Here is a 22,273-nt window from a genome sequence, read left to right on the forward strand (position 1 = left end):
AACTAATAAATAAAGCATAATGGCCATTATTGTTAAAGTCAAGGAGGCATTATATTGTCAAAAGATACATTTAGAAGTAATGGGAACTTTAATTATAAAAATATTCAAAAATTAAAACAAGAGATTAATAAATTAGATTTAGGTATAAAGTTATCTGATGATTTAGATGTGTTCAAGAAAACGATTACAATAGATGGTCATATAATCCCTAATAGTTTAGCTACGCATCCAATGGAGGGGGGAGATTCTGATGAAAAGGGAAGTCCTACAGAATTAACTTATAGAAAGTATAAAAAAATAGCTAGAGGTGGATCAGGACTTATATGGTTGGAGGCAGTTAGTATTTGTAAAGAAGGTAGATCAAATGATAAGCAATTATGGATAACAGAGGATAATTGGAGAGATTTTAAAAAATTAAATGATCTTATTAAGAAATCTGCCAAAGAAGAGTTTGGAGAAGGTTTTGAACCTAAAACAATAATTCAACTTAATCACTCTGGTAGATACTGTAAGGTTAATGGAAAAAGAAATCCTATTATTGCTACTCATAAAAGAGTGTTGGATGAGGCAATAGGGATTTCAGAAGACTATCCTCTTGTAACAGATGAATACCTAGACAATCTTATTGCAAAGTATATTGAAGCTGCAAGATTGAGTAAGAAAGCAGGTTTTGATGGTGTAGATATAAAAGCTTGTCATGGTTATTTATTATCAGAGATATTATCTGCTTATGATAGAAAAGGCAAATATGGTGGAAGTTTTGAAAATAGAACTAAGTTAATTAGAGATATTGTTCATAAGATAAAAACTGATAAAGAATGTAAGGGACTTTTATTATCATCAAGATTAAATATATATGATGCAGTACCTTATCCTGATGGTTGGGGAGTTTCCAAAACTGAAGATATAGAAATAGATTTGGAAGAACCTAAAAAGTTAATCAGATTGCTTGCTAATGATGGAGTTAAATTAATTAGTATCACAATGGGAAATCCTTACTTTATTCCCCATATAAATAAGCCATATGATATGGGAAATTATATTCCAGATGAAAAAGTAATTTTTAGTTGCAATAGATTGATTAAAGAAGTAGGAGAGATTCAAAAAAGCATTCCTGAAGTTAGTATAGTTGGAGTAGGATATAGTTGGTTTAGACAATTTGCTCATTATGTAGGTGCAGGTAGTTTAAAAGAAGGCTTATGTAGTATAGTTGGTTTTGGAAGAGAAAGTATTGCTTATTCTGACTTTGCAAGGGATATTTTACAAAATGGAGAAATGAAATTAAATAAAGTTTGTATTGCTTGTAGTAAATGTAGTGAAATGAAGGCGAAAATTGGTACTTGCGGATGTGTAGTAAGAGATTCAAAGATTTATTTACCAATGTATAAAGAGATGAAAAGTAGTGAGGTGTCAACAAATGAGTAAAATTGCTGTAGTAAGTGGAGGAACAAGAGGTATAGGTTTTGGAGTTGTTAAGGAGTTATATTCTGAAGGTTTTTTAATAGCCTGTTTAGGAAGAAAATTAAATGACAACTTATCTAAGTTTATAGAAGAATCAAATGATAGAGTTAAATTCATTGCAGTTGATATAAGTTCTGTTGAACAGATAAAAAGAGGTATAAAAAAGGTAGAAGACGAATTCGGAAGAATTGATTTATTAGTGAACTGTGCTGGTGTTGCACCTAAAGAGAGAAATGATATATTAAATTCTACACCTGAAAGTTTTAATTTTGTAATGGATATTAATCTTAAAGGAACTTATTTCATGACACAAAGTGTTGCGAATGTAATGATTAACCAAGATAATAATGATTTTATACCAAAAATAATTAATATTTCTTCTCTATCTGCATATGCATCATCTACAAATAGGGGTGAATATTGTATATCAAAAGCAGGAATTAGTATGGTAACAACTTTATTTGCTGATAGATTAGCAGAATATGGAATACTTGTGTATGAAATTCGTCCGGGTATTATCAAAACAGATATGACATCAAAGGTTACTGCTAAGTATGATAAACAGATTGAAGAAGGCATACTTCCAATCAAGAGGTGGGGGTATCCAGAAGATATTGCTAATGTGGTTAGCCTATTAAGTTCTCCCAAAATGAGATATTCAACAGGAGAAGTGATTAATGTTGATGGCGGTTACCATATAAGGAGGTTATAGCGAAGCAAATGAGTACACAAATTCAAATAAGAGATATAAAAATAAATGTATATAAATACAACACTTTAGTCATAGGATCTGGTGCAGCTAGTTTAAATGCTGCTGATTCACTATATAAACTAGGACAAACAGATATTGCTATAATAACTGAGGGGATGAATAAAGGAACATCTAGAAATACTGGTTCTGATAAGCAAACCTATTATAAGCAGTCTACAACTATTATAGATGAGGATAGTCCCCTTAAAATAGCAAAGACTCTTTATGATGGTGGAGCAATGCATGGTGATATAGCTCTTGTAGAAGGAGCATTATCATTAAAGAGTTTTTATAATTTGATTAATATAGGGGTACCATTCCCTCATGATAAATATGGGCAATATGTGGGATATAAAACAGATCATGATGAAAATAGTCGTGCTAGTTCTGTAGGGCCATTAACATCTAAGTATATGACTGAGAAACTTGAAGAACAAGTTAGAAAAAATGGTACTGATATATTTGATAGGTTTTTAGTTATTGGAATTTTAAAGGATATAGATAAAAACGAATCTGTAGGAGTACTTACAATAGATACAAAGAATATTGATAACTCAGATTATGGATTAACTCTTTTTAATTGTACAAACATTATTTATGGTACTGGTGGACCAGCTTCCATTTATCATAGATCTGTATATCCTAAGAGTCAGTCTGGTGCTACAGGAATAGCGTTAGAAGCAGGTGTAAAGGGACATAACTTGACTGAATGGCAATATGGAATTGCATCTACTAAGTTTAGATGGAATTTATCAGGAACATATCAGCAGGTAATACCTAGTTATATATCAACTGATGAGAATATGGAGGATGAGAGAGAGTTTTTAGAAGATTACTTTGAAAATCCATCTGATTTATTAAATGCAGTATTTTTAAAAGGATATCAATGGCCTTTTGATTCACGAAAACTTTACAATAATGGATCTTCTATAATAGACCTTCTCGTGTATATAGAAACTCAAGTAAAAGGAAGAAGAGTTTTTATGAACTTTATGAAGAATCCAAATTGTGTAGGTGGAGAATTCCAATTTAATTTACTGGGAGAAGAGGCTTATGAGTATTTGTCAAACTCCAATGCTCTATTTGGTACTCCTATTGAAAGATTAAAGAAAATGAATCCATTAGCTATTAAGCTATATAAAGACCATAATATTGATTTAGAAAGTGAACCTTTAGAAATTGATGTCTGTGCTCAACATCAAAATGGAGGTTTGGTAGGAAATATATGGTGGGAAAGCAATGTTAAACACTTCTTTCCAGTGGGAGAGGTTAATGGTACTTTAGGAATTTACCGTCCGGGAGGAACAGCTTTAAATTCTACTCAAGTAGGTAGCTATAGGGCTGCAGAATTCATATCAAAGGTTTATACTGAAGAGCCTATGGATATGAATGAATTTAAAGATAAGATTAAAAGTCAAGTAGAGAAAAAGATTGATTTCATTAAGAATATTAAAGTTAACAAAAATAAAAGTTCTAATTTAATAGAATTCCAACAAGAATTACAGAAAGAAATGTCAAAACATGGAGCTTTTATCAGGAGGATTTTAGAAGTTAGAAAGTCTATTGATGAATTTAATAATACATTTAAATCATTGACCGAATTAATTCATATTAATGATTTAAATGAATTACCTAATGTGTTCAGAATTTATGATATGATTATTGCTCAATTATCATTATTAAATTCTATAGAAGAATATATTAACTATGGAGGAGATAGTAGAGGTTCATATCTGGTTCACAATAAAAATGGAGACTATGAGATAGATTATCAAGGAATAAATTTAAGGTATTCATTAGAGAATACTATAGGTGATAAAGTTTGTGAAACCCAAATCAATCAAAATCATTCATTAATGGAATTTAAACAACAATGGAACAAGGTTAGACCTATACCGGAGTATAAATCATGGTTTGAAAATGTTTGGCAAGAATACAGAGAAAATAAAATATATGGGGGAATAAATAATGAAGATTAATAAAACTAAAAAAAGTATTTTAGCAATTGTATTAATGGTAGCTATGATTCTGCCACTAGCTGCTTGTGGTAATGATGAAGAAACTGCAGGAGAAGGTGGTTCAGATAAAGTTTATGAATTGAAATTTGCCCATGTTGTTAGACCTACAACTCCTAAGGGAGCTGCAGCAGAAGAGTTTAAAAAGAGAATAGAAGAAAAAAGTGATGGAAGAATCAAGGTTACAATATATCCTGATTCACAAATGGGAACGGACCAAGAGATTAATGAGCAGATATTAGAAGGAACTTTAGATATGAATGCGCCATTCTTATCAACAGTTACATCTTTTGTTGAAGAATTTGAGTTATTTGACTTACCATATTTATTTACTTCTAGTGAAAATGCATATGCTGCACTAGAGGGAGAAGTAGGAGAAAAGTTAGATAGTTATTTAGAAGAAAAAGGATTAGTTTCTCTAGGATATTGGACAGGTGGATTTAAGCAAATTACTAACTCTGTTAAACCAATTAAATCAGTTAATGATTTAGATGGTTTAAAGATCCGTGTTAGTCAAAGTCCTCTTTTAGTTACACAATTTAGAGCTATAAATGCAGGAGGAATATCAGTGCCTTTTAGTGATTTATATTCATCATTACAAACTAAAACTGTAGATGGACAGGAAAATCCATTTGCAAATATTGCAACTAAAAAGTTCTATGAAGTACAAGATTATATGACAGTAAGTGATCATGGATTTATGGGATATTCTTTCTTTATGAATAAAGACAAGTTTGACTCTATGCCTTCAGATTTACAAGATTTAACAAAAGAAGTATCTAAAGAAGTGATGGAATGGGAGTGGAAAGAATCAGAAAAGAAAGATTCAGAGTATCTACAAGAAATCAAAGATGCAGGTGTGACTATTGATGAATTTGATGATGATGAAAAAGCAGAATTTAAAAAAGCTACTCAATCAGCTTACGATGAGTTTTTAGAAAAAGAAGATGGAGAAGAATTACTTAACTTAGTTGAGAAGTATATAAAATAAGAAGTATAAATGTATCAAGGGTAAAATACTCTTGATACATTTATATCATTAAAATTAAAGCGTAAGGGTGGATTATATGAAAAAAGTTTTTGATTTTTTTAATAAGACTGAAGAGTTGACTGCTTCAAGCTTGTTAATTATTACTTCCCTATTAGTATTTATTCAAGTTTTATTGAGATATATGTTTAATTATTCTATAGCATGGTCAGAGGAAGCTGCTAGATATATGATTGCCTGGTTTATATTCTTAGGGAGTAGTATGGCAGTTAAGGACAATGCTCATGTTAATATGGATGCATTATCTAATTTGATTAAAGGAAAAGTTAATCAAGCAATTAGTATTGTAATCGATTTAATAAATATTGCTTTTTGTATAGTAATTATAATGGCAGGATTGAAAATGGTACAAAGTGCTATGGATTTGGGAACAACAGCAACTTCAATTTCTTTACCATTATATATTCCATATGCTTCAGTGCCAGTTGGAGTATTTTTTATGCTAATTAGATATATATTCAGTATAGCAAACAAAACAATTGAGTTAGTTAATGGGAAAGAGGTGAGGGAATGATATTATTAGTAAGTTTTATTATATTACTTTTATTGGGGGTTCCTATTAGTATAACTACAGGATTATCTACCATAGTAGCTATGCTGGCTAGTGATATTAGTTTAGAGGTTGCAGCACAAAAGATGTTTTCTGGAGTAGATTCCTTTAGCTTAATGGCTATACCTTTCTTTGTTTTTGCGGGAGATATAATGTTAAAGGGTGGAGCATCTAAGCGATTAATCAACTTTGCAAATAAGTTATTTGGATGGATTACTGGTGGATTACCTATTACGGCAATTATATCATCAATGTTTTTTGCTGCATTATCAGGATCAAGTCCAGCAACTGTAGCAGGTGTTGGCGGTGTAATGATACCGAATCTAATAGAAAACAAATATCCTAAAAAATTTTCTGTGGGATTATTATGTGCCGCTGGATCTCTTGGAATTATAATACCTCCAAGTATTACAATGATGTCCTATGGAGTTGTTTCAGAACAATCTATAAGTGATTTATTTATTGCAGCTATTATACCGGGTATCTTTATTGGATTATCCCTTATGGTTTTCAGTTATATATATTCAAGGCTTAATAAACAAGAAAGAATGCCTTTTCCAAAGTTTAAAGAAGTGATTATATCTTTTAAACATGCATTCTTTAGTATATTGATGCCTGTTATTATATTAGGTGGGATATATTTTGGATTTGCTACACCTACTGAGGCAGCGGCTGTAGCTATAATATATAGTTTAATTATCTCAATATTAATTTATAAAGAAATTAAATTTAGTGATATATTTTCCATTGCAAGAAAATCAGTCATAACTTCAGCAATGATCATGTTTGTTATTGCTAATTCGAAAATATTTAGTTGGTATCTAACTTTTGAACAAGTTCCTACAAAAATAGCAGAGAGTGTTCTAGGATTAGGAAGTTCTCCAGTTGTAATTTTATTGGCTATTAATGTATTATTATTGTTTGTAGGTATGATTATGGATTCTAGTGCAGCAGTACTTATATTAACGCCGTTGTTCCTTCCTATATTAACTAATGTAGGTGTGCATCCAATTCACTTTGGAGTTATAATGATTGTAAACTTAGCTATAGGAATGCTATCACCACCCTTTGGATTGAATTTATTTGTGGCTTCAGGTATAAGTGATATGTCAATATCTGAAGTTATTAGAGGTGTTATGCCTTTTATATTACTTCTAATAGTTGATTTATTAATTATTACATTTATACCTCAATTATCATTAATATTACTTTAATTGGTCATTAAATGATATTATAAATATCTTTGTACGTATCTCATAATGTGATACAATAATATATGCTAAAAAAGATATAATTATAATTGTAGGTGAATCAAATGAAAAATGTTAAAAAGTTAATTATTCCTGTAATAATCATAATTGCTTTACTATTTTTATATGATGGAGATGACTTAGGAGATACTAAGGTTACATTTAATGAAGAAGAACTCTTTGAGGGATATACTTTAATAAATGTAGATGGTGGAGATTTATCAGGACATAGGGAAGAGAATGTAGTTGTAGATATTGGGTTTGGCGATAGAGAGTACTATGCTTTTACTAATGAACATGGTCAATTGGTCAAAGTAGTAGCTGAAGAAATAATACTTCAGGATGATAAAAATGAACCTGTTCTTTCAAGTGGGAGATATTATCCAGATGAGGCCAAGGTTCCTGGAGTAGAAAGCAAGTCTTTAGATGAAGGACATATAATAGCAGATTCTCTAGGTGGAGTATCAAATGCGTATAATATTACACCACAAAATAGTACATTAAATAGACATGGTGACCAAGCCTATATGGAAAAAGCTATTAGAGATGCTGATGGAGCTACAGATTTTACTGCTATAATTACTTATCCTGATACAAAGACTCATATTCCTGATAAGTATAGCTATACTTATACTATAAACGGTAATACAGTTCGAGATGAATTTGAGAATATAAATCCTGATGGTACTACTGGTGAGTCAGAATCTGATAATATTTTAGAAAAAATAATAGATGTTATTACAGAGATACTATCAATTCTAGAGTAAAATATAGAGTTGGTAGTATTTTTATAGATTTTCATAGTTCTAGGTATTGCTTTTAATTGTAAATCAACAATGATATAATTGAAGTTATAGGAAAACTAAACTAGTTGATTCTTTGTAAAATAGCCCTAATATGGTTTAGGGCTATTTTAGTATAAAAGTATTAGTTTTTTTAAAATATAAATATTATTTTCAAACGGAGGTTATTATGGATAAGTTTATTGAAAAATTTAATAAAGGAACTCAATATGTAAATATTGTTTCTGCTGTTACTGAAGATGAATTGACTGATGTGAGTGATGTTAGTAATGATTATTTGAATAAAAAATGTGTTAAATTTATTCCAGCTAGTGGTGCTGCTACTAGAATGTTCAAGGATTTATATGAATACAAGAACTCTAAAATAGATACTGATTTTACTGATAAGTTCTTTGAAAATCTAGAAAATTTTGCTTTTTATGATGATATAAAAGAAATTATTGATTCTAGAGATTTAGATAAAGACAATATAAATGATAGAACCCAAATAATTGATATAATCTTAGAGGATAAGCTAAATTATGGGAATTTACCTAAAGCTCTTATTAAGATGCATTCATATGAAGATTTTGTGGCCACTCCAATTGATGAGCATATTTATGAAGGAGAACATTATTTAAATAATGATAATATTAATTTACATTTCACTATATCAAAAGATCATGAAGAATTATTTAACAAATATGTTGATAAAAGATTAGTGGATAAAAATAATATAGATATTACATATTCTTTTCAAAAGAATGAAACGGACACATTAGCTGTAGATTTAAATAACAATCCTTTTCTTCTTGAAAATGGAGATGTATTATATAGAGCTGGTGGACATGGTGCTTTAATTGAGAATTTGAATGATTTAGATGCTGATATTATTTTTATTAAAAATATTGATAATGTATGTCATAGAAGCTATATAGAGGATACTATTCATGCAAAGAGAAAGTTAGCATCTGTTGGACTTGAAGTAAAGAAACAAATTGATAAATATATTCTAGATATATTATCTGGAGATTATGACTTAAAGAAAATAGATAATTTTATAAAAGAAAGATTGAAGATTGTTTACAAAGATGAACTTACAGGAGATATTGCATTATCACTTCTCAATAGACCTCTTAGGGTTTGTGGTATGGTTATGAATCAAGGTGAACCAGGTGGTGGACCATTTCTTGTTGATAATGGAGATTATCTAGATTTACAGATATGTGAGAAATCTGAAATTAATTTAAATGATGAAGAAAATGTCAAAATCCTAAATTCATCACAATTTTTCAATCCTGTAGATTTAGTATGCTTTGTTAAGGATTATAAAGGTGATAAGTTTAATTTAATGGATTATATAAATGAAGAAAGATATTTTATAAGTGAAAAGACATACAAGGGAAGAAAATTAAAGGCATTAGAACATCCTGGTCTTTGGAATGGTGCAATGCATAATTGGAATACATTATTTGTTGAAGTCCCTATTTCTACATTTAATCCAGTTAAAACGGTGAATGATTTATTGAGAGATGGACATAGAGGTAGAGAAGAAAAGAAAGAGGAATAAAAATATATATGAATATACTAAATAAAATAGCTGGTAAAATTTTATATGGAATTGCTAGATTAATATCTATAATATTTGATGCCGTAATAACTGTTGTTGAAACGATAGTTATGATTATATCCAGTATTGCAAGGGGATTTGTTGTACTTTTAGGAATGGGAGGTTGTTTGTTCCTTTTACTATTTGCAGGTCCCTTTGGAATTGCTTTGTTGCTAAATCCTGCTGTGCTTTTGACAGTAGCATTTTTCATTATAGCGCCAATATTGGGTACTAAATTTATATCTTATCTAAAATATATAAGATATATTACAACTGAGTATTTATTTGATCGTGCAAGCTATCTCATAGATGGCAAGAGTTATGAATTTGAATCCTTTGATGGATATAGCAAAAAGTATAAAAGGATGCAAGAGGAAAAAAGAAGGAAAAGGCAAGAACAAAATAGAGCCAGACAACAAAGAGAATGGGAAGAAAGGTTTAGACAATGGAATGCATATCAAAATTCTCAAAGAAATAATTGGGGATATGGAAATCAACAAACCTATGCAAATCCAACAAATGAGTTTAAAACAAAATATGAAAAAAGTTGTGATCTCTTGGAAGTTGGATATGATGCAGATGCATATCAAATAAAGTTAGCATATAGGAAAAAGGCAAAGCAATATCATCCAGATATAAATAAATCTCCCAATGCTACAGAGAAGTTTCAGCAGATTAATGAAGCATATGAATTTTTAAGTGATGGAAATGTAGAGAGATATAAAAGTATTGGATAATAAGTATATCAATACTAAGAGGAGATGAATTAGTTATGAATTGGATTAGGAAGTTTATGATAGGAAGATATGGAACAGATCAATTATCTATAGCTTTATTAGCAGTTTCTATGATTTTTTCAATTTTATTTCGAATCTTTTACAGTAGTTTGTTAAATATATTAAGCATCGTTTTATTAATTACTATTTTCTATAGAATGTTTTCTAAAAATATAGGGAAAAGGTATCAAGAAAATAATAAGTTTTTGAAATATTGGTATCCTATAAAAAACAAGTTAAATAAAAAGATGCAGAAAATGAAAAATAGAAAAGATTATCGCTATTATGAATGTTCAGGCTGTAAACAGCAGTTTCGAGTACCAAAGGGAAAAGGTAAAATAATAGTGACATGTCCAAAATGTAAAAAGACTATGGTTAAAAACACATAAAAACAAGAATATTATAGTACAAAACTAGGTCAAAAGCTTTAATTTTTGGGTAGAAAATTAAAGGCATTAGAACATTCTGGTCTTTGGAATGGTGCAATGCATAATTTGAATACATTATTTGTTGAAGTTCCTATAGCTACATTATGTGATACAATAATATATGCTAAAAAAGATATAATTATAATTGTAGGTGAATCAAATGAAAAATGTTAAAAAGTTAATTATTCCTGTAATAATCATAATTGCTTTAGTATTTTTATATGATGGAGATGATTTAGGAAATACTAAGGTTACATTTAATGAAGAAGAACTCTTTAGGGTTATACTTTAATAAATGTAGATGGTGGAGATTTATCAGGACATAGGGAAGAGAATGTAGTTGTAGATATTGGGTTTGGTGATAGAGAGTACTATGCTTTTACTAATGAACATGGTCAATTGGTAAAGGTAGTGGCTGAAGAAATAATACTTCAGGATGATAAAAATGAACCTGTTCTTTCAAGTGGAAGGTATTATCCAGATGAGGCCAAGGTTCCTGGAGTAGAAAGCAAGTCTTTAGATGAAGGTCATGTAATAGCTGATTCTCTAGGTGGAGTATCAAATGCCTATAATATTACACCACAAAATAGCACTTTAAATAGACATGGTGACCAAGCCTATATGGAAAAAGCTATTAGAGATGCTGATGGAGCTACAGATTTTACTGCTATAATTACTTATCCGGATACAAAGACTCATATTTCTAATAAATATAGCTATACTTATACTATAAACGGTAATACAGTTCGAGATGAATTTGAAAATATAAATCCTGATGGTACTACTGGTGAGGTAGAATCTGATAATATTTTAGAAAAAATAATAGATGTTATTACAGAGATACTATCAATTCTTGAGTAAAACAGTCTAAGGTATTATGTTTTAATTTATAAGAGAAGATGGGAAGTTAAGTATAATACTAGACTATGAAAAATATGAATTAGTCTGATCTATATTAATATTCCTGAGATTTCTCAAGTTCATCGTTGTAAAGGAAAAATATTTGATTGAAATGAAGATGGTGATTTTAATATCACAGAGAATAGAATTTTTCCGTATGCTGAAATAGAAGAATTAGAATCAGAACTATAGAAATACCTCCAAGTAGATAATGTAAATTTTATTAATTACACTGTCTACTTTGGAAGTATCATATCAATAGCTGTTTTTAATAACTAATAAAAAAGTTATTACTTATAAAATTGTTGCTTGTAAGATTTAACTACTTTTTTTTATATCTTTAGGACTTAATACAATTGGTTTCCATTCTTCTGGATGATTTTTTTGCATTTTTTTAGCATATAAGTGAAAAGCAATTCCGATAAATAAATATCCTACCAATAAGATTATTGAAGTCATTGATATCTCTGATAATGAAGCTAATATAACCCATATTGTAAATGCCAATGCTGCTATTCCTATTACAGTACCATATTTAAGTTTAAAAGGTCTTTCCCATTCTGGATGTTTCTTTCTTAAAGCAAGGAAGGATAAAACTACTGTTGTATAAACAATCCCAGCAACAAAGGAATAAATAGTGTAAATATATTCAACCCATTGTTCTGGAGCAAAAACAGTGAAATAAATAGCTAGAATTCCAACTACAATATTTCCTATATAAGGTTGTCCATCTTTATTTAGCCTTGTAAATATTGAGGATAGTTGTCTTTGTTGTGCTGCACCATATAATGCTCTTGAAGCACTTAACCAGAATCCACTTAAAGTTGTTACAGTACCTAATATACCAACTATTACAACTATTACAGCAAGCCAATGTTTGCCTACTAAATCAGCAACTCTTGGATCTACAATATCTATATTTGAAATCCATTCAACAGAAACGATACCGCCATTGCCGATTATGGCAAATCCATAAATTAAAAATGTTAATCCAATAGCTCCTAAATATGCTTTCCACTGATGTTTTCTTGGGAAATTAGCTTCTTCTGAAAGTTGAGGTATTAAATCAAATCCAATATATTTAAATATTAATATACCAACTGCAGCACTATACCCTGAAAAACCTTTAGGGAACCAAGGTCCTAAGTTAGAAAAATCCCATTGCCCACTAAAGATTAAATTAATAGAAACAAATATTGAAGTAATAATCATAATCCAAAATAAAGTATTTTGGATTTTTCCTAAAATTTTAATTTCTTTATTCGTCATAAAGAACCATGATACTAAAACTATTAAGGCAACTATTTTTGTTTGAATAAAACTTAAAGGATAAAAATAATTTGTCATTGTAACTATACCGTACGAGACAGTTGGCATAGCAAGAACATATATTAATAGTTGCATCCAGTTAAAATACCATCCTAAATGCCAACCAAAAGCGTTAGAAACCCATATATTTGCTCCTCCAGCAAAAGGAAGCATAGAAGACATTTCAGAATAAACAAAAGCTAAAGGTAAAACAAGGACAGCAGTAGTAGCTAAAGCCCAGAAACTTCCTGTGCCACTAAGTTCAAACCAGTACTTAATTTCTACCATCCAAGCTGCTATCATACCACCTGCAGCCATGGATATTACTTGTGGTAATGTCAGTTGTTTTTTTAATTTATGCATATGGTTTTCATCTCCTTGAATTTAGTCATAAATTTCATTTTAAACTTTTTTCGACTAAATCTATTACCTCATCAGTGTTCATTATTGAACAGTATATAACGTTCATAATTTCAAGTTCATTTTCATGTAAACGGTGGTCAGCTGCAGCACAGCAATCTTCTACAACAATTACTTCAAAACCTTCATCAGCTAGATCTCTAACTGTTGAAGCAACACATTGATCTGTAACTATTCCTGTAACTATAATTGTTTCAATACCCATATTTCTAATCAAACTAGTATAATTAGTTCCTGCTACTACACTGTCTGTAGTCTTGTTTACAACAATTTCATCATCTAAAGGTTTTAATTCATCAATTATTTGAGCATTTTCGGAGTTTACTGGAAGAAGAATATCATTCCAACCAGGTTTTCTTTGAACTAAACATCTATCACTTCCATCTTTCTTAAGGGAAGCGATTCTTCCATGAGTTACTTCAATCTTATTTTTTCTCAAAGATTCTATTAGTTTTTGAGTATTAGGGATTACAATATCATGAAGTCTTGTATAGAATGGTAACCATCTTTCCCATTCTCCATCTGCTTTGTAATCAAGTGCTTCTCCAAAATCTGTTCTTACAAAGTGGTTTTGCATATCAACTATTAATAGGGCTGTTTTTTGGGGATTAATTTTTATTTTATTCATTCCACCTCCATTTTCATAATAAAATGAAACATATTTTTTTGCTGTCTCACTCACTTATATCTTCTCCTTTCATTTTTTATTTTTATTTCTTTACATATTCTATAAGTTGCAATAAACATACCAATAAATAAAAGCGCAAAACTATAGGTTTGTTTGAAAATATGAGCATAAAAAATGTTACCTTTAAGTAACGTGGGTGTGATTTATAGGTAACAGTTTTTTTAAATAGTAGATAAACTAGGAATACTTTGATACAATTAAACAATAAAGTTGATCAAATTTCGACATTGAGGTGATATAAATAAAGTCATGAGAAGGAAAACGTTTAGCTCAAGAGTGATATTAATTTTTTTTGGATTAATAGTTTTTCTAATATTTTTATTTGCGTTGATTCAAATAATAACCACTAATAAAACTAGCAAAAATATTATGGAGCAAAATTTAAGTCAATTAGTAGTTGAAAAAAAAGAACTATTAGATTTGAGAATGAAACAAGTAGAATTAGAAGTTAAGGGTTTAGGAGGTTGGTTATATGGGTACACGAAGGAGGATTTTAATATACCCGAAGCAGAATATAAATCTTATGGAGATATAATAATAGACCCAAAAGGGAAAGACAAGACTAGTCTTTTTATTACTAATAAAACTGATATGAATAAAGAGGTTATTGATCAAATAAGTCTAACTGCAAATATGGAAGATAAGTTTATGAAAACTATACAACGAAATAAAGATATTGTTTGTGTATATGCTATTTCTAGTGAAGGAGTTCTTAGAGTTTATCCTTATATGGATATTGGAGCATTTAGTCCTAATCATGACTTTATAGAAGATTATTATTTTGAAGAAGCTTTAGAAAAAAATAATCCCCATAGAAAAATTATATGGACAAAACCTTATTATGATTGGGCAGGTAGAGGTTGGATAGTTACATGTGTCTATCCAGTCTATATTAATAATGAGTTATCCTATGTAGTTTTTGCTGATGTAACTCTTAAATTTTTGCAAGAAACTATGGGTGATTTTCGAATTAATAACCTTGGTTATGGTTTTATCATAGATTATGATGGACAAATAATATATCATCCTAAGTATAAAAATGAACCTTTGAATAAAGGAGAAAAAGTTTATGCGAATATATTTGATTTGAATAAAAATAGTTCACTTAAGGCAATTGTAGAAGATATGACAAAAGGAAATAATGGACAAGCTCAATATTACAGAGATGATGATAATTGTGATTACTTGCTTTCTTATACATCAATGGATAGGCTTAAATGGAGTATAGGTTTCGATGTAAATATGGAAAAATATGATATTAACACTAAAAGTTACATAAATAGATATTTCTTTATACCTATAGTTATATCAACAATGATTTTAATATTTGGATATTACCTATTAAAAAAAATGGCACAGCCTATAGAAGTTTTATCTGACGGTGCAGAAAAAATAGCTTCAGGAGAATTTATTCAACTGGATGGAATTAGTGCTGGAGAAGATATTGACACAATAGCTAATTCTTTAAATATTTTAAGTTTAACTGTTAAAGATTATATGAATAATCTTATAAAAGCAAATAACAAATTGGAAGCAGTATTCAATAGTATAAGTGGAGTACTATTTATAATAGATAAAAATTATAATATAATTTCCATGAATCGGTATGGTAAGAAAATAACTCAAAGTTTACAGAAAGAACCCATAGGAAGTAAGTGTTACTCTTTTTTTAAAAAGAGAGAAACTCCTTGTAAAGATTGTCCTATGGTGAAAACTATAAAAATTAGTAAAGAATCTTTTAAAGAGATGTTACATAATCAGGATATTTTTCATATATGGACATTTCCCATATTTGATGATAAAGAAAACATTGAGGAAGTAGTTGTATATAGTATGAAGGTAACCAAAAAAGCAATACTTGAAAAAGAATTTCACCAAAGGGAAAAATTGGCTGTTGTTGGACAAATGGCAGCAGGAGTTACACATGAGCTAAAGAATCCATTGTCTGTAATAAAAGGATGCAACTATCTACTTAAACAAACTATAGATTTAGTAGAACTTGATAAGGAATTAAATATAGAATTAGAGGAAATTATTATAGAAATAGAAAATAGCATTAATAGATCAGAAAATATTATTCATAATTTGTTGAATTTTTCGAGAAAGTCTAATGTGGAAAAAGAAAAAATAGACTTAGCAGCTCTTCTTGAACAAATTATAATTCTCAATAAAAAATATATTATTGACCAAAATATTGAACTTTCGTTAGAGTTGCAAGAGAAACCTTTGCATATATATGGAAACCTGGATTCTATGAAACATATATTAATAAATATTATAGAAAATGCTATTCAAGCTATGCCAGATGGAGGATATCTCAAAGTTTTAGGTAGAATTTTGAGTGTTAAAAAAATAGCAATAGAAATTGAAGATACAGGTTATGGCATAGATGAAAAAATATTAGATTATATATTCAAACCATTTTTTACTACAAAGCATAAAGAAAATGGAACAGGTATAGGGCTTTGGATTGTAAAGAATGAATTAGATAGGAATAATGGAGATATTAAAGTTTCTAGTGTTGTAGATAAAGGAACAAAAATAAGTCTTGTGTTTCAAAAGTTAATTATAGAGTAAAGAAAGGAGGATTTATATGTATAAGATTCTTCTTGTAGATGATGAAGAAAGTTTTTTAAAAATATATAAAAAAATATTAAAAAAAAGTGGATATGAAACTATTACAGCGAGTAATGGCTTACAAGCATTAGAGGTTTTAGAAAAAGAATCAATTTCTTTGATAATTTCAGATATTGTAATGCCTAAAATGGACGGGATAACTCTTTTGAAAAAAGTTAAAAACAAATATAAAAATATTCCCGTATTACTTTTAACAGGCAAAGGAACTATTGAGTCAGCTGTTAATGCTATGAAGGTAGGAGCCTGTACTTATTTGTCTAAACCAATAAATATTGATGAGCTTTTAATGGAAATCGATAAATATTTAAAATATGAAAGTTTGCAAGCCGAAAATAAATATTTAAAAGAGAAGATATTAGAAGGACAAGATGAATTTTTAGGTACAAGTGAAGTTATTAAAAGTATTAAGGAAAAAGTAAAGTTAATTACTTCTACAAATTCTACTGTATTAATAACTGGGGAGAGTGGAACGGGAAAAGAATTAGTAGCTGATCTTATTTATAGAAACAGTTTAAGAAAAGATAAGGTTTTTGTTAAGGTGAATTGTGCTGTATTAAGTAAAACGGTGTTAGAAAGTGAACTTTTTGGTCATGAGAAAGGTGCTTTTACAGGTGCTATTAATGAAAGAAAAGGAAGGTTTGAAGCTGCTAATAAAGGAACTATATTTCTAGATGAAATTGGAGAGATGCCCTTAAATATGCAGGCAAAACTTTTGCGAGTTATTCAAGAAAAAGAGTTTGAAAGAGTTGGAAGTAATAAGACAATAAAGACTGATTTTAGACTTATTTCTGCTACAAATAAGGATTTAAAGAAAGAAGTAGATAATAAAAATTTTAGGGAAGATTTATATTATAGATTGAATGTTATATCTATTCATGTTCCACCTCTTAGAGAAAGAAAACAAGATATATTAGTATTGTTTGATTATTTTGTTAAAAAATTTGTTAAAGAAATGAATAAGAACATTAATGGGATTTCAGAAAGGGTTAAGGAGCTATTAATAGAATATAAATGGCCTGGTAATGTGAGAGAATTAAAGAATATTGCAGAAAGGCTAGTAGTATTTACTCAAGGGCATATTATAGAGGATACATATTTACCTAAAGAATTTTTTGAAAAACTATCATATGAAGAAAGTAATAAATTATTTACACTAAAGGAAGCTAGAATGCAGTTTGAAAAAGAATTTATTGAAAATGCTCTTAATAAGAATAAAGGAAATATTTCTAGAACTGCAAATGATATAGGATTAGCTAGAAAAAATTTGTATCAGAAAATAGAAAGATATAAAATAAGTAAAAAGTTTAATTGATAATATCTTAAAGAAGCATTAGAAGAAGTAAAAAATTATAATGTATTAATATAGTAATGGCTTAGCGGAAGCAAATGCAAATTAAATAAAGGTAATTAAAAGAATTATGTATGGTAGATGTAATTTTGAAAATTTAAGGTAGAAAGTTCTTAATCTTGAAAAAACATTCATATAGTGTAGATTAATTATTTTTATTATGTTATAGTAATGTTTATCGTTAATTTTTTATATAAGTGAGGTAAGTATAAATGAAAACAAAGGGGAAAACTGTTCAATCAGTTGATAGAGCTCTTAAAATAATTGAAATATTAAAAGATAGACCAAAGGGTATAGGAGTAACAGAATTATCTAATATACTAGAAGTATCTAAAAGTACTGCTCATAGGCTACTTATGTCATTATATAATGCTGATTTTGTTCGTCAAGACAGAGAAAATGAAAAGTATTTATTGGGACTTAGATTTATAGAATTAGGTGAAATTGTATCTAATGAACTTGATATAAAGGAAATAGTTTATCCTTACCTTTACAAATTAGGAAATATTACTGGAGAAACTGCTCATTTGGCTATTAAAAATAAAAATGAGATTATTTATATAGACAAAATAGAAAGTCCTAAAACTATACGTATGTTCTCTACTATAGGGAAAAGAGCTCCATTATATTGTACAGGAGTTGGAAAGGCAATTTTTGCTTTTTTACCTGAATCAGAGATAATTAATATAATTGATGAAATGGATTTTGTAAAGTATACAGAAAATACAATAGTGACAAAAAAAGAAATGTTAAAAGAATTAGATAATATTAGAGAGTCTGGATATGCAATAGATGATGAAGAACATGAATTAGGAATAAAATGTGCAGCAGCACCTATTTTAAATTATAATAATGAAGTAGTAGCTGGGATTAGTGTAGCAAGTCCGATTATGAGATTAAATGATGAAAAATTCAATAATATAATAAATGAAATTTTAAATATAAGCAAATCTATATCAAATGCTTTAGGATATAATGATAACACTCTTTAAAAGGAGTGTTATTTTTTTATAAATTAATTGACATATAATATAATAACATTTATAATGATAGTATAATTAAGGAACATTGTTCCTTAATAGAGAACAATATATATTTAAGGAGGTTTAAATTGGAAAAGATAATTAACAAAATAAAAAAGCATAAAATAATTTCTATTATCAGAATTAATGAATCATCACAAATTGAATCTATTGTAGGAAGCTTATATAAAGGTGGTATTAGAGTTGTTGAAGTAACATTAAATACACCAAATGCTTTTGAGGCAATAAAAAAAATCAGAAAGATTTATCCAGATATGATAGTTGGTGCAGGCACTGTTTTAGATGAGATGAGTGCTAAACTTGCTATTGATAGTGGAGCTAGTTTTTTATTATCACCTATTTTAGATAAAAAAACTATAGAATTAGCTAATAGATATAATATTTTAATAGTTCCTGGTGTTTTAACTCCAACGGAAGCTTTAACAGCGTATAATTATGGAGCGAGAATGATAAAAATATTTCCTGCTAGGTCACTAAGTCCAAGTTACATATCAGATTTAAAAGGACCACTTCCACAACTTGATATTATGGCAGTAGGAGGTATTTCTTTAGAAAATGCAGAGGAGTTTTTATCTAAAGGATGTTCTTCATTAGGAATAGGTGGTTCTATTGTTAATAATTATGACATAGAAAAAAGAAATTTTTTAGCAATAGAAAACAAAGCTAAAGAGTTTGTAGAAATAGCAAAAAAATAAATAATTTAAATATTTTAAATTGAAAGAAGGTGAAAAATGAATATTATTTTAATAGATTCTGGTACTACCAATTCAAGGATTAGACTTACTAGAATAAATAGTAATGAAATTATAGATAGTATAAAACTTAATATAGGTGTACGAAATACAGCTATTGAAGGTAATAATACAATTTTGAAAAATGGTTTAAAAGAAGGCTTGTTAAAGATTATCAACAGAAATAATTTAACTTCACAAGAAATTGAGTATATTATAGCATCTGGTATGATTACTTCTAATTTAGGAATATATGAAGTCCCTCATATTAAAGGCCCTGCTTCTATTAAAGATTTTGCTTCAAATTCAGTTGTGTATAAATCTGAAGAGTTTTTAAATATTCCTATTATATTTATTCCTGGAATGGAAAATTCTGTGGAAGATGAAAACGATATTATATTCAATATTAATGATTATGATATAATGCGTGGAGAAGAAGTCGAGACTATAGGATTATTAGAACAAATTAATGTTAAAGGTAAAGGAATAATGATACTTCCTGGTTCTCATACTAAATATATTTTTGTTGATGAAGATAAAAAATTATTATCTTGTTTATCTACTTTAGGTGGAGAAACTCTTTTATCTATACAAAAAGAAACTATATTATCTAAGTCTTTAAAGAAGGATTTAATATGTACTATACAAAAGGACATGCTAAAAAAAGGATATGATGCTGCTAGAGAATATGGAGTTACTAGAGGACTTTATCATGTCAGGTTGTTAGATAAATTTTCTGAATTAGATAGTAATTATTTAGCTAACTATTATACAGGTGTTATTATTCATGATGATATAAAATCATTGCTTAAATCTTTAAATAACAAAGAGGATATAGACTGGGTTATAATAGGAGGCTCTGATCCTTTAAAAAATGTATTTTATTATCTAATTAAACATTTAGAATTAGATTGGAATATAATCAAAGCAAATGATGAACAAGTTGAATATTCAACAGTAATTGGATCTAAAACTATAGCATCAAGATATATGAAAGTAAAAATATAAAAAGTGGAGGGTTTAATAATGAATAGTTTTATAAAAAAATTAATAAGTATATTTTTAATATTTGGATTAGTGTTAACAATAAGTGTAGGTTGTAGTGATAGTGATTCTGGTACAAAAGAAAGTTCTAGTGATTATCCTAACAAGAGTATTGAGATAATAGTTCCAGCATCTGCAGGTGGAGGTACTGATTCTACTGCAAGAGCTCTAGGAACACAATTAGAAAAGAAATTAGATACATCTATAGGTATATTAAATAAGCCTGGTGCTAGTGGTTCTGTTGGAATGACTGAAGGTGCTAATGCTAAAGCTGATGGATATACTGCTACAATGGTATTTGTTGAATTAACAATGTACAAGCATTTAGGATTATCACCTTTAACTCCTGATGAATTCAAACCTGTTGCAATGATAAACTTTGATCCAGCAGCTCTTACTGTTCCAGCTGATGCACCTTATGATACATTAGAAGAATTTATTAATTATGCAAAAGAAAATCCAGGTGAAGTTAGTGTAGGGAATGCAGGTACAGGATCAATATGGCATATTGCAGCAGCAAACCTTGAAAAAACTGCAGGTATTGAATTAAACCATGTACCACATGAAGGAGCAGCTCCAGCAGTAACTGCTTTAGTAGGAGGTCATATAGATGCAGTAACTGTAAGTCCAGCTGAAGTAAAATCACAATTAGAAGCTGGAAATCTTAAAACATTAGCTGTTATGGCTGATGAACGTTCAGAATTAATATCAGATGTACCTACTTTTAAAGAAGCAGGATTAGATGCTGAAAGTATAGGAACTTGGAGAGGAATAACTGTACCTAAAGAAACTCCTGATGAAATAGTAGAAACATTAGAAAAAGGATTTTTAGAAGCAGCTAAAGAAAAAGAATTTGAGGATTTTATGAAAAACAATGGATTAGGAATTGAATTAAAGAATTCAGAAGAATTTAAAACATTTATAGAAAAAAATGAAAAACTTTTTGGTGAGATAATTAGTGATTTAGATATATAAAATAATTAATATAGGGATTGATATAATATCAATCCCTATAAATGAAAGGTGAATAAGATGAAAAAGGGAAATATTGTTAGTGGGATTATTATTATAATTACTTCTCTATTTTTCTATTTTAATACTTCTAGCTTTAAAAAGTTAGACAATCAAGTTATAGGCGCAGACTTTATGCCAAAGTTATATGCCATTTTATTGATTGCATTAGGGATAATTTTGATAATTCAAAATTATAAAAAGGAAGAAAATAAAGAAGAAAATAAAGAAAGCTATTATAAATATTCATTAATTACTATGGTATTACTATTAATATATATTATTATAATTCCTATTTTAGGATTTTATAGTTCAACAATATTACTTGTTTTAAGTTTATTACTTTTTTCTAAAACTCAGAATAAAATTATATTAATAACTATACCTATTGCTACAAGTTTATTTATATTTTTATTTTTTGATATACTACTGAATGTTGCTATGCCAACGGGATTAATTTTTTAATGGAGGTG

At 28.7% G+C, this 22,273-nt stretch carries 22 protein-coding genes; 20 read left to right on the forward strand and 2 right to left on the reverse strand.

Annotated features, from left to right (window positions below):
- Positions 1 to 54 precede the first annotated feature (54 nt).
- From D3Z33_RS09635 to D3Z33_RS09690, 13 genes are all read left to right on the forward strand, one after another.
- Positions 55 to 1,425 (forward strand): flavin oxidoreductase/NADH oxidase, encoded by a 1,371-nt coding sequence (locus tag D3Z33_RS09635; protein ID WP_160197555.1) that lies wholly within the window; start codon positions 55 to 57, stop codon positions 1,423 to 1,425.
- Positions 1,418 to 2,173, forward strand: coding sequence for a 3-ketoacyl-ACP reductase (locus D3Z33_RS09640; protein WP_160197556.1), 756 nt, complete (start codon positions 1,418 to 1,420; stop codon positions 2,171 to 2,173). The genes D3Z33_RS09635 and D3Z33_RS09640 overlap by 8 nt, the downstream gene beginning before the upstream one ends.
- Before the next feature lie 8 nt (positions 2,174 to 2,181).
- On the forward strand, positions 2,182 to 4,191 hold the full coding sequence (locus D3Z33_RS09645) for an FAD-dependent oxidoreductase (protein ID WP_160197557.1): 2,010 nt from the start codon (positions 2,182 to 2,184) through the stop codon (positions 4,189 to 4,191).
- Positions 4,181 to 5,218 (forward strand): TRAP transporter substrate-binding protein, encoded by a 1,038-nt coding sequence (locus tag D3Z33_RS09650; protein ID WP_160197558.1) that lies wholly within the window; start codon positions 4,181 to 4,183, stop codon positions 5,216 to 5,218. The genes D3Z33_RS09645 and D3Z33_RS09650 overlap by 11 nt, the downstream gene beginning before the upstream one ends.
- Before the next feature lie 76 nt (positions 5,219 to 5,294).
- A complete protein-coding gene (locus D3Z33_RS09655; protein ID WP_160197559.1) occupies positions 5,295 to 5,789 on the forward strand; it encodes a TRAP transporter small permease in 495 nt (164 codons plus the stop codon).
- Positions 5,786 to 7,039, forward strand: coding sequence for a TRAP transporter large permease (locus tag D3Z33_RS09660; protein WP_160197560.1), 1,254 nt, complete (start codon positions 5,786 to 5,788; stop codon positions 7,037 to 7,039). The genes D3Z33_RS09655 and D3Z33_RS09660 overlap by 4 nt, the downstream gene beginning before the upstream one ends.
- 101 nt (positions 7,040 to 7,140) lie before the next feature.
- Entirely contained in the window at positions 7,141 to 7,842 is a 702-nt protein-coding gene (locus D3Z33_RS09665; RefSeq protein ID WP_160197561.1) for a DNA/RNA non-specific endonuclease, read from the forward strand.
- A 205-nt stretch (positions 7,843 to 8,047) separates the two neighbouring features.
- Positions 8,048 to 9,427, forward strand: coding sequence for a DUF4301 family protein (locus tag D3Z33_RS09670; protein ID WP_160197562.1), 1,380 nt, complete (start codon positions 8,048 to 8,050; stop codon positions 9,425 to 9,427).
- 8 nt (positions 9,428 to 9,435) lie between these two features.
- Positions 9,436 to 10,203 (forward strand): DnaJ domain-containing protein, encoded by a 768-nt coding sequence (locus D3Z33_RS17170; RefSeq protein WP_160197563.1) that lies wholly within the window; start codon positions 9,436 to 9,438, stop codon positions 10,201 to 10,203.
- A 35-nt stretch (positions 10,204 to 10,238) separates the two neighbouring features.
- A complete protein-coding gene (locus D3Z33_RS09680; protein ID WP_160197564.1) occupies positions 10,239 to 10,631 on the forward strand; it encodes a hypothetical protein in 393 nt (130 codons plus the stop codon).
- Between the two features lie 45 nt (positions 10,632 to 10,676).
- Positions 10,677 to 10,844, forward strand: coding sequence for a DUF4301 family protein (locus D3Z33_RS09685; RefSeq protein WP_201750490.1), 168 nt, complete (start codon positions 10,677 to 10,679; stop codon positions 10,842 to 10,844).
- Entirely contained in the window at positions 10,831 to 10,962 is a 132-nt protein-coding gene (locus D3Z33_RS16965; protein WP_279279076.1) for a hypothetical protein, read from the forward strand. Before D3Z33_RS09685 ends, D3Z33_RS16965 begins: the two co-directional genes overlap by 14 nt.
- A gap of 107 nt (positions 10,963 to 11,069) precedes the next feature.
- Positions 11,070 to 11,531, forward strand: coding sequence for a DNA/RNA non-specific endonuclease (locus D3Z33_RS09690; protein WP_243153472.1), 462 nt, complete (start codon positions 11,070 to 11,072; stop codon positions 11,529 to 11,531).
- A gap of 357 nt (positions 11,532 to 11,888) precedes the next feature.
- Here the strand turns inward: D3Z33_RS09690 and D3Z33_RS09695 are convergent, their stop codons facing one another.
- Positions 11,889 to 13,241, reverse strand: coding sequence for an APC family permease (locus D3Z33_RS09695; RefSeq protein ID WP_160197565.1), 1,353 nt, complete (start codon positions 13,239 to 13,241; stop codon positions 11,889 to 11,891).
- 34 nt (positions 13,242 to 13,275) lie between these two features.
- Entirely contained in the window at positions 13,276 to 13,980 is a 705-nt protein-coding gene (locus D3Z33_RS09700) for a cysteine hydrolase family protein (RefSeq protein WP_347561249.1), read from the reverse strand.
- Between the two features lie 282 nt (positions 13,981 to 14,262).
- Between D3Z33_RS09700 and D3Z33_RS09705 the strand changes: the two genes are divergently transcribed.
- The 7 genes from D3Z33_RS09705 to D3Z33_RS09740 all read left to right on the forward strand — a co-directional run bounded on the left by D3Z33_RS09705 (position 14,263) and on the right by D3Z33_RS09740 (position 22,265).
- Entirely contained in the window at positions 14,263 to 16,563 is a 2,301-nt protein-coding gene (locus D3Z33_RS09705) for an ATP-binding protein (RefSeq protein ID WP_160197566.1), read from the forward strand.
- A 16-nt stretch (positions 16,564 to 16,579) separates the two neighbouring features.
- Complete coding sequence (locus D3Z33_RS09710; protein ID WP_160197567.1) at positions 16,580 to 17,935, forward strand: sigma-54-dependent transcriptional regulator; 1,356 nt, start codon at positions 16,580 to 16,582, stop codon at positions 17,933 to 17,935.
- A 248-nt stretch (positions 17,936 to 18,183) separates the two neighbouring features.
- Entirely contained in the window at positions 18,184 to 18,963 is a 780-nt protein-coding gene (locus D3Z33_RS09720; protein ID WP_160197568.1) for an IclR family transcriptional regulator, read from the forward strand.
- A 119-nt stretch (positions 18,964 to 19,082) separates the two neighbouring features.
- Positions 19,083 to 19,709 (forward strand): bifunctional 4-hydroxy-2-oxoglutarate aldolase/2-dehydro-3-deoxy-phosphogluconate aldolase, encoded by a 627-nt coding sequence (locus D3Z33_RS09725; RefSeq protein WP_160197569.1) that lies wholly within the window; start codon positions 19,083 to 19,085, stop codon positions 19,707 to 19,709.
- 36 nt (positions 19,710 to 19,745) lie between these two features.
- Positions 19,746 to 20,753 (forward strand): 2-dehydro-3-deoxygalactonokinase, encoded by a 1,008-nt coding sequence (locus tag D3Z33_RS09730; protein ID WP_160197570.1) that lies wholly within the window; start codon positions 19,746 to 19,748, stop codon positions 20,751 to 20,753.
- Positions 20,754 to 20,771: 18 nt separating this feature from the next.
- Entirely contained in the window at positions 20,772 to 21,764 is a 993-nt protein-coding gene (locus tag D3Z33_RS09735; RefSeq protein WP_160197571.1) for a tripartite tricarboxylate transporter substrate binding protein, read from the forward strand.
- Between the two features lie 57 nt (positions 21,765 to 21,821).
- Complete coding sequence (locus D3Z33_RS09740; protein WP_160197572.1) at positions 21,822 to 22,265, forward strand: tripartite tricarboxylate transporter TctB family protein; 444 nt, start codon at positions 21,822 to 21,824, stop codon at positions 22,263 to 22,265.
- Positions 22,266 to 22,273 lie beyond the last annotated feature (8 nt).

Source organism: Senegalia massiliensis, from assembly GCF_009911265.1.
Classification (GTDB): Bacteria; Bacillota; Clostridia; order Tissierellales; family SIT17; genus Anaeromonas; species Anaeromonas massiliensis_A.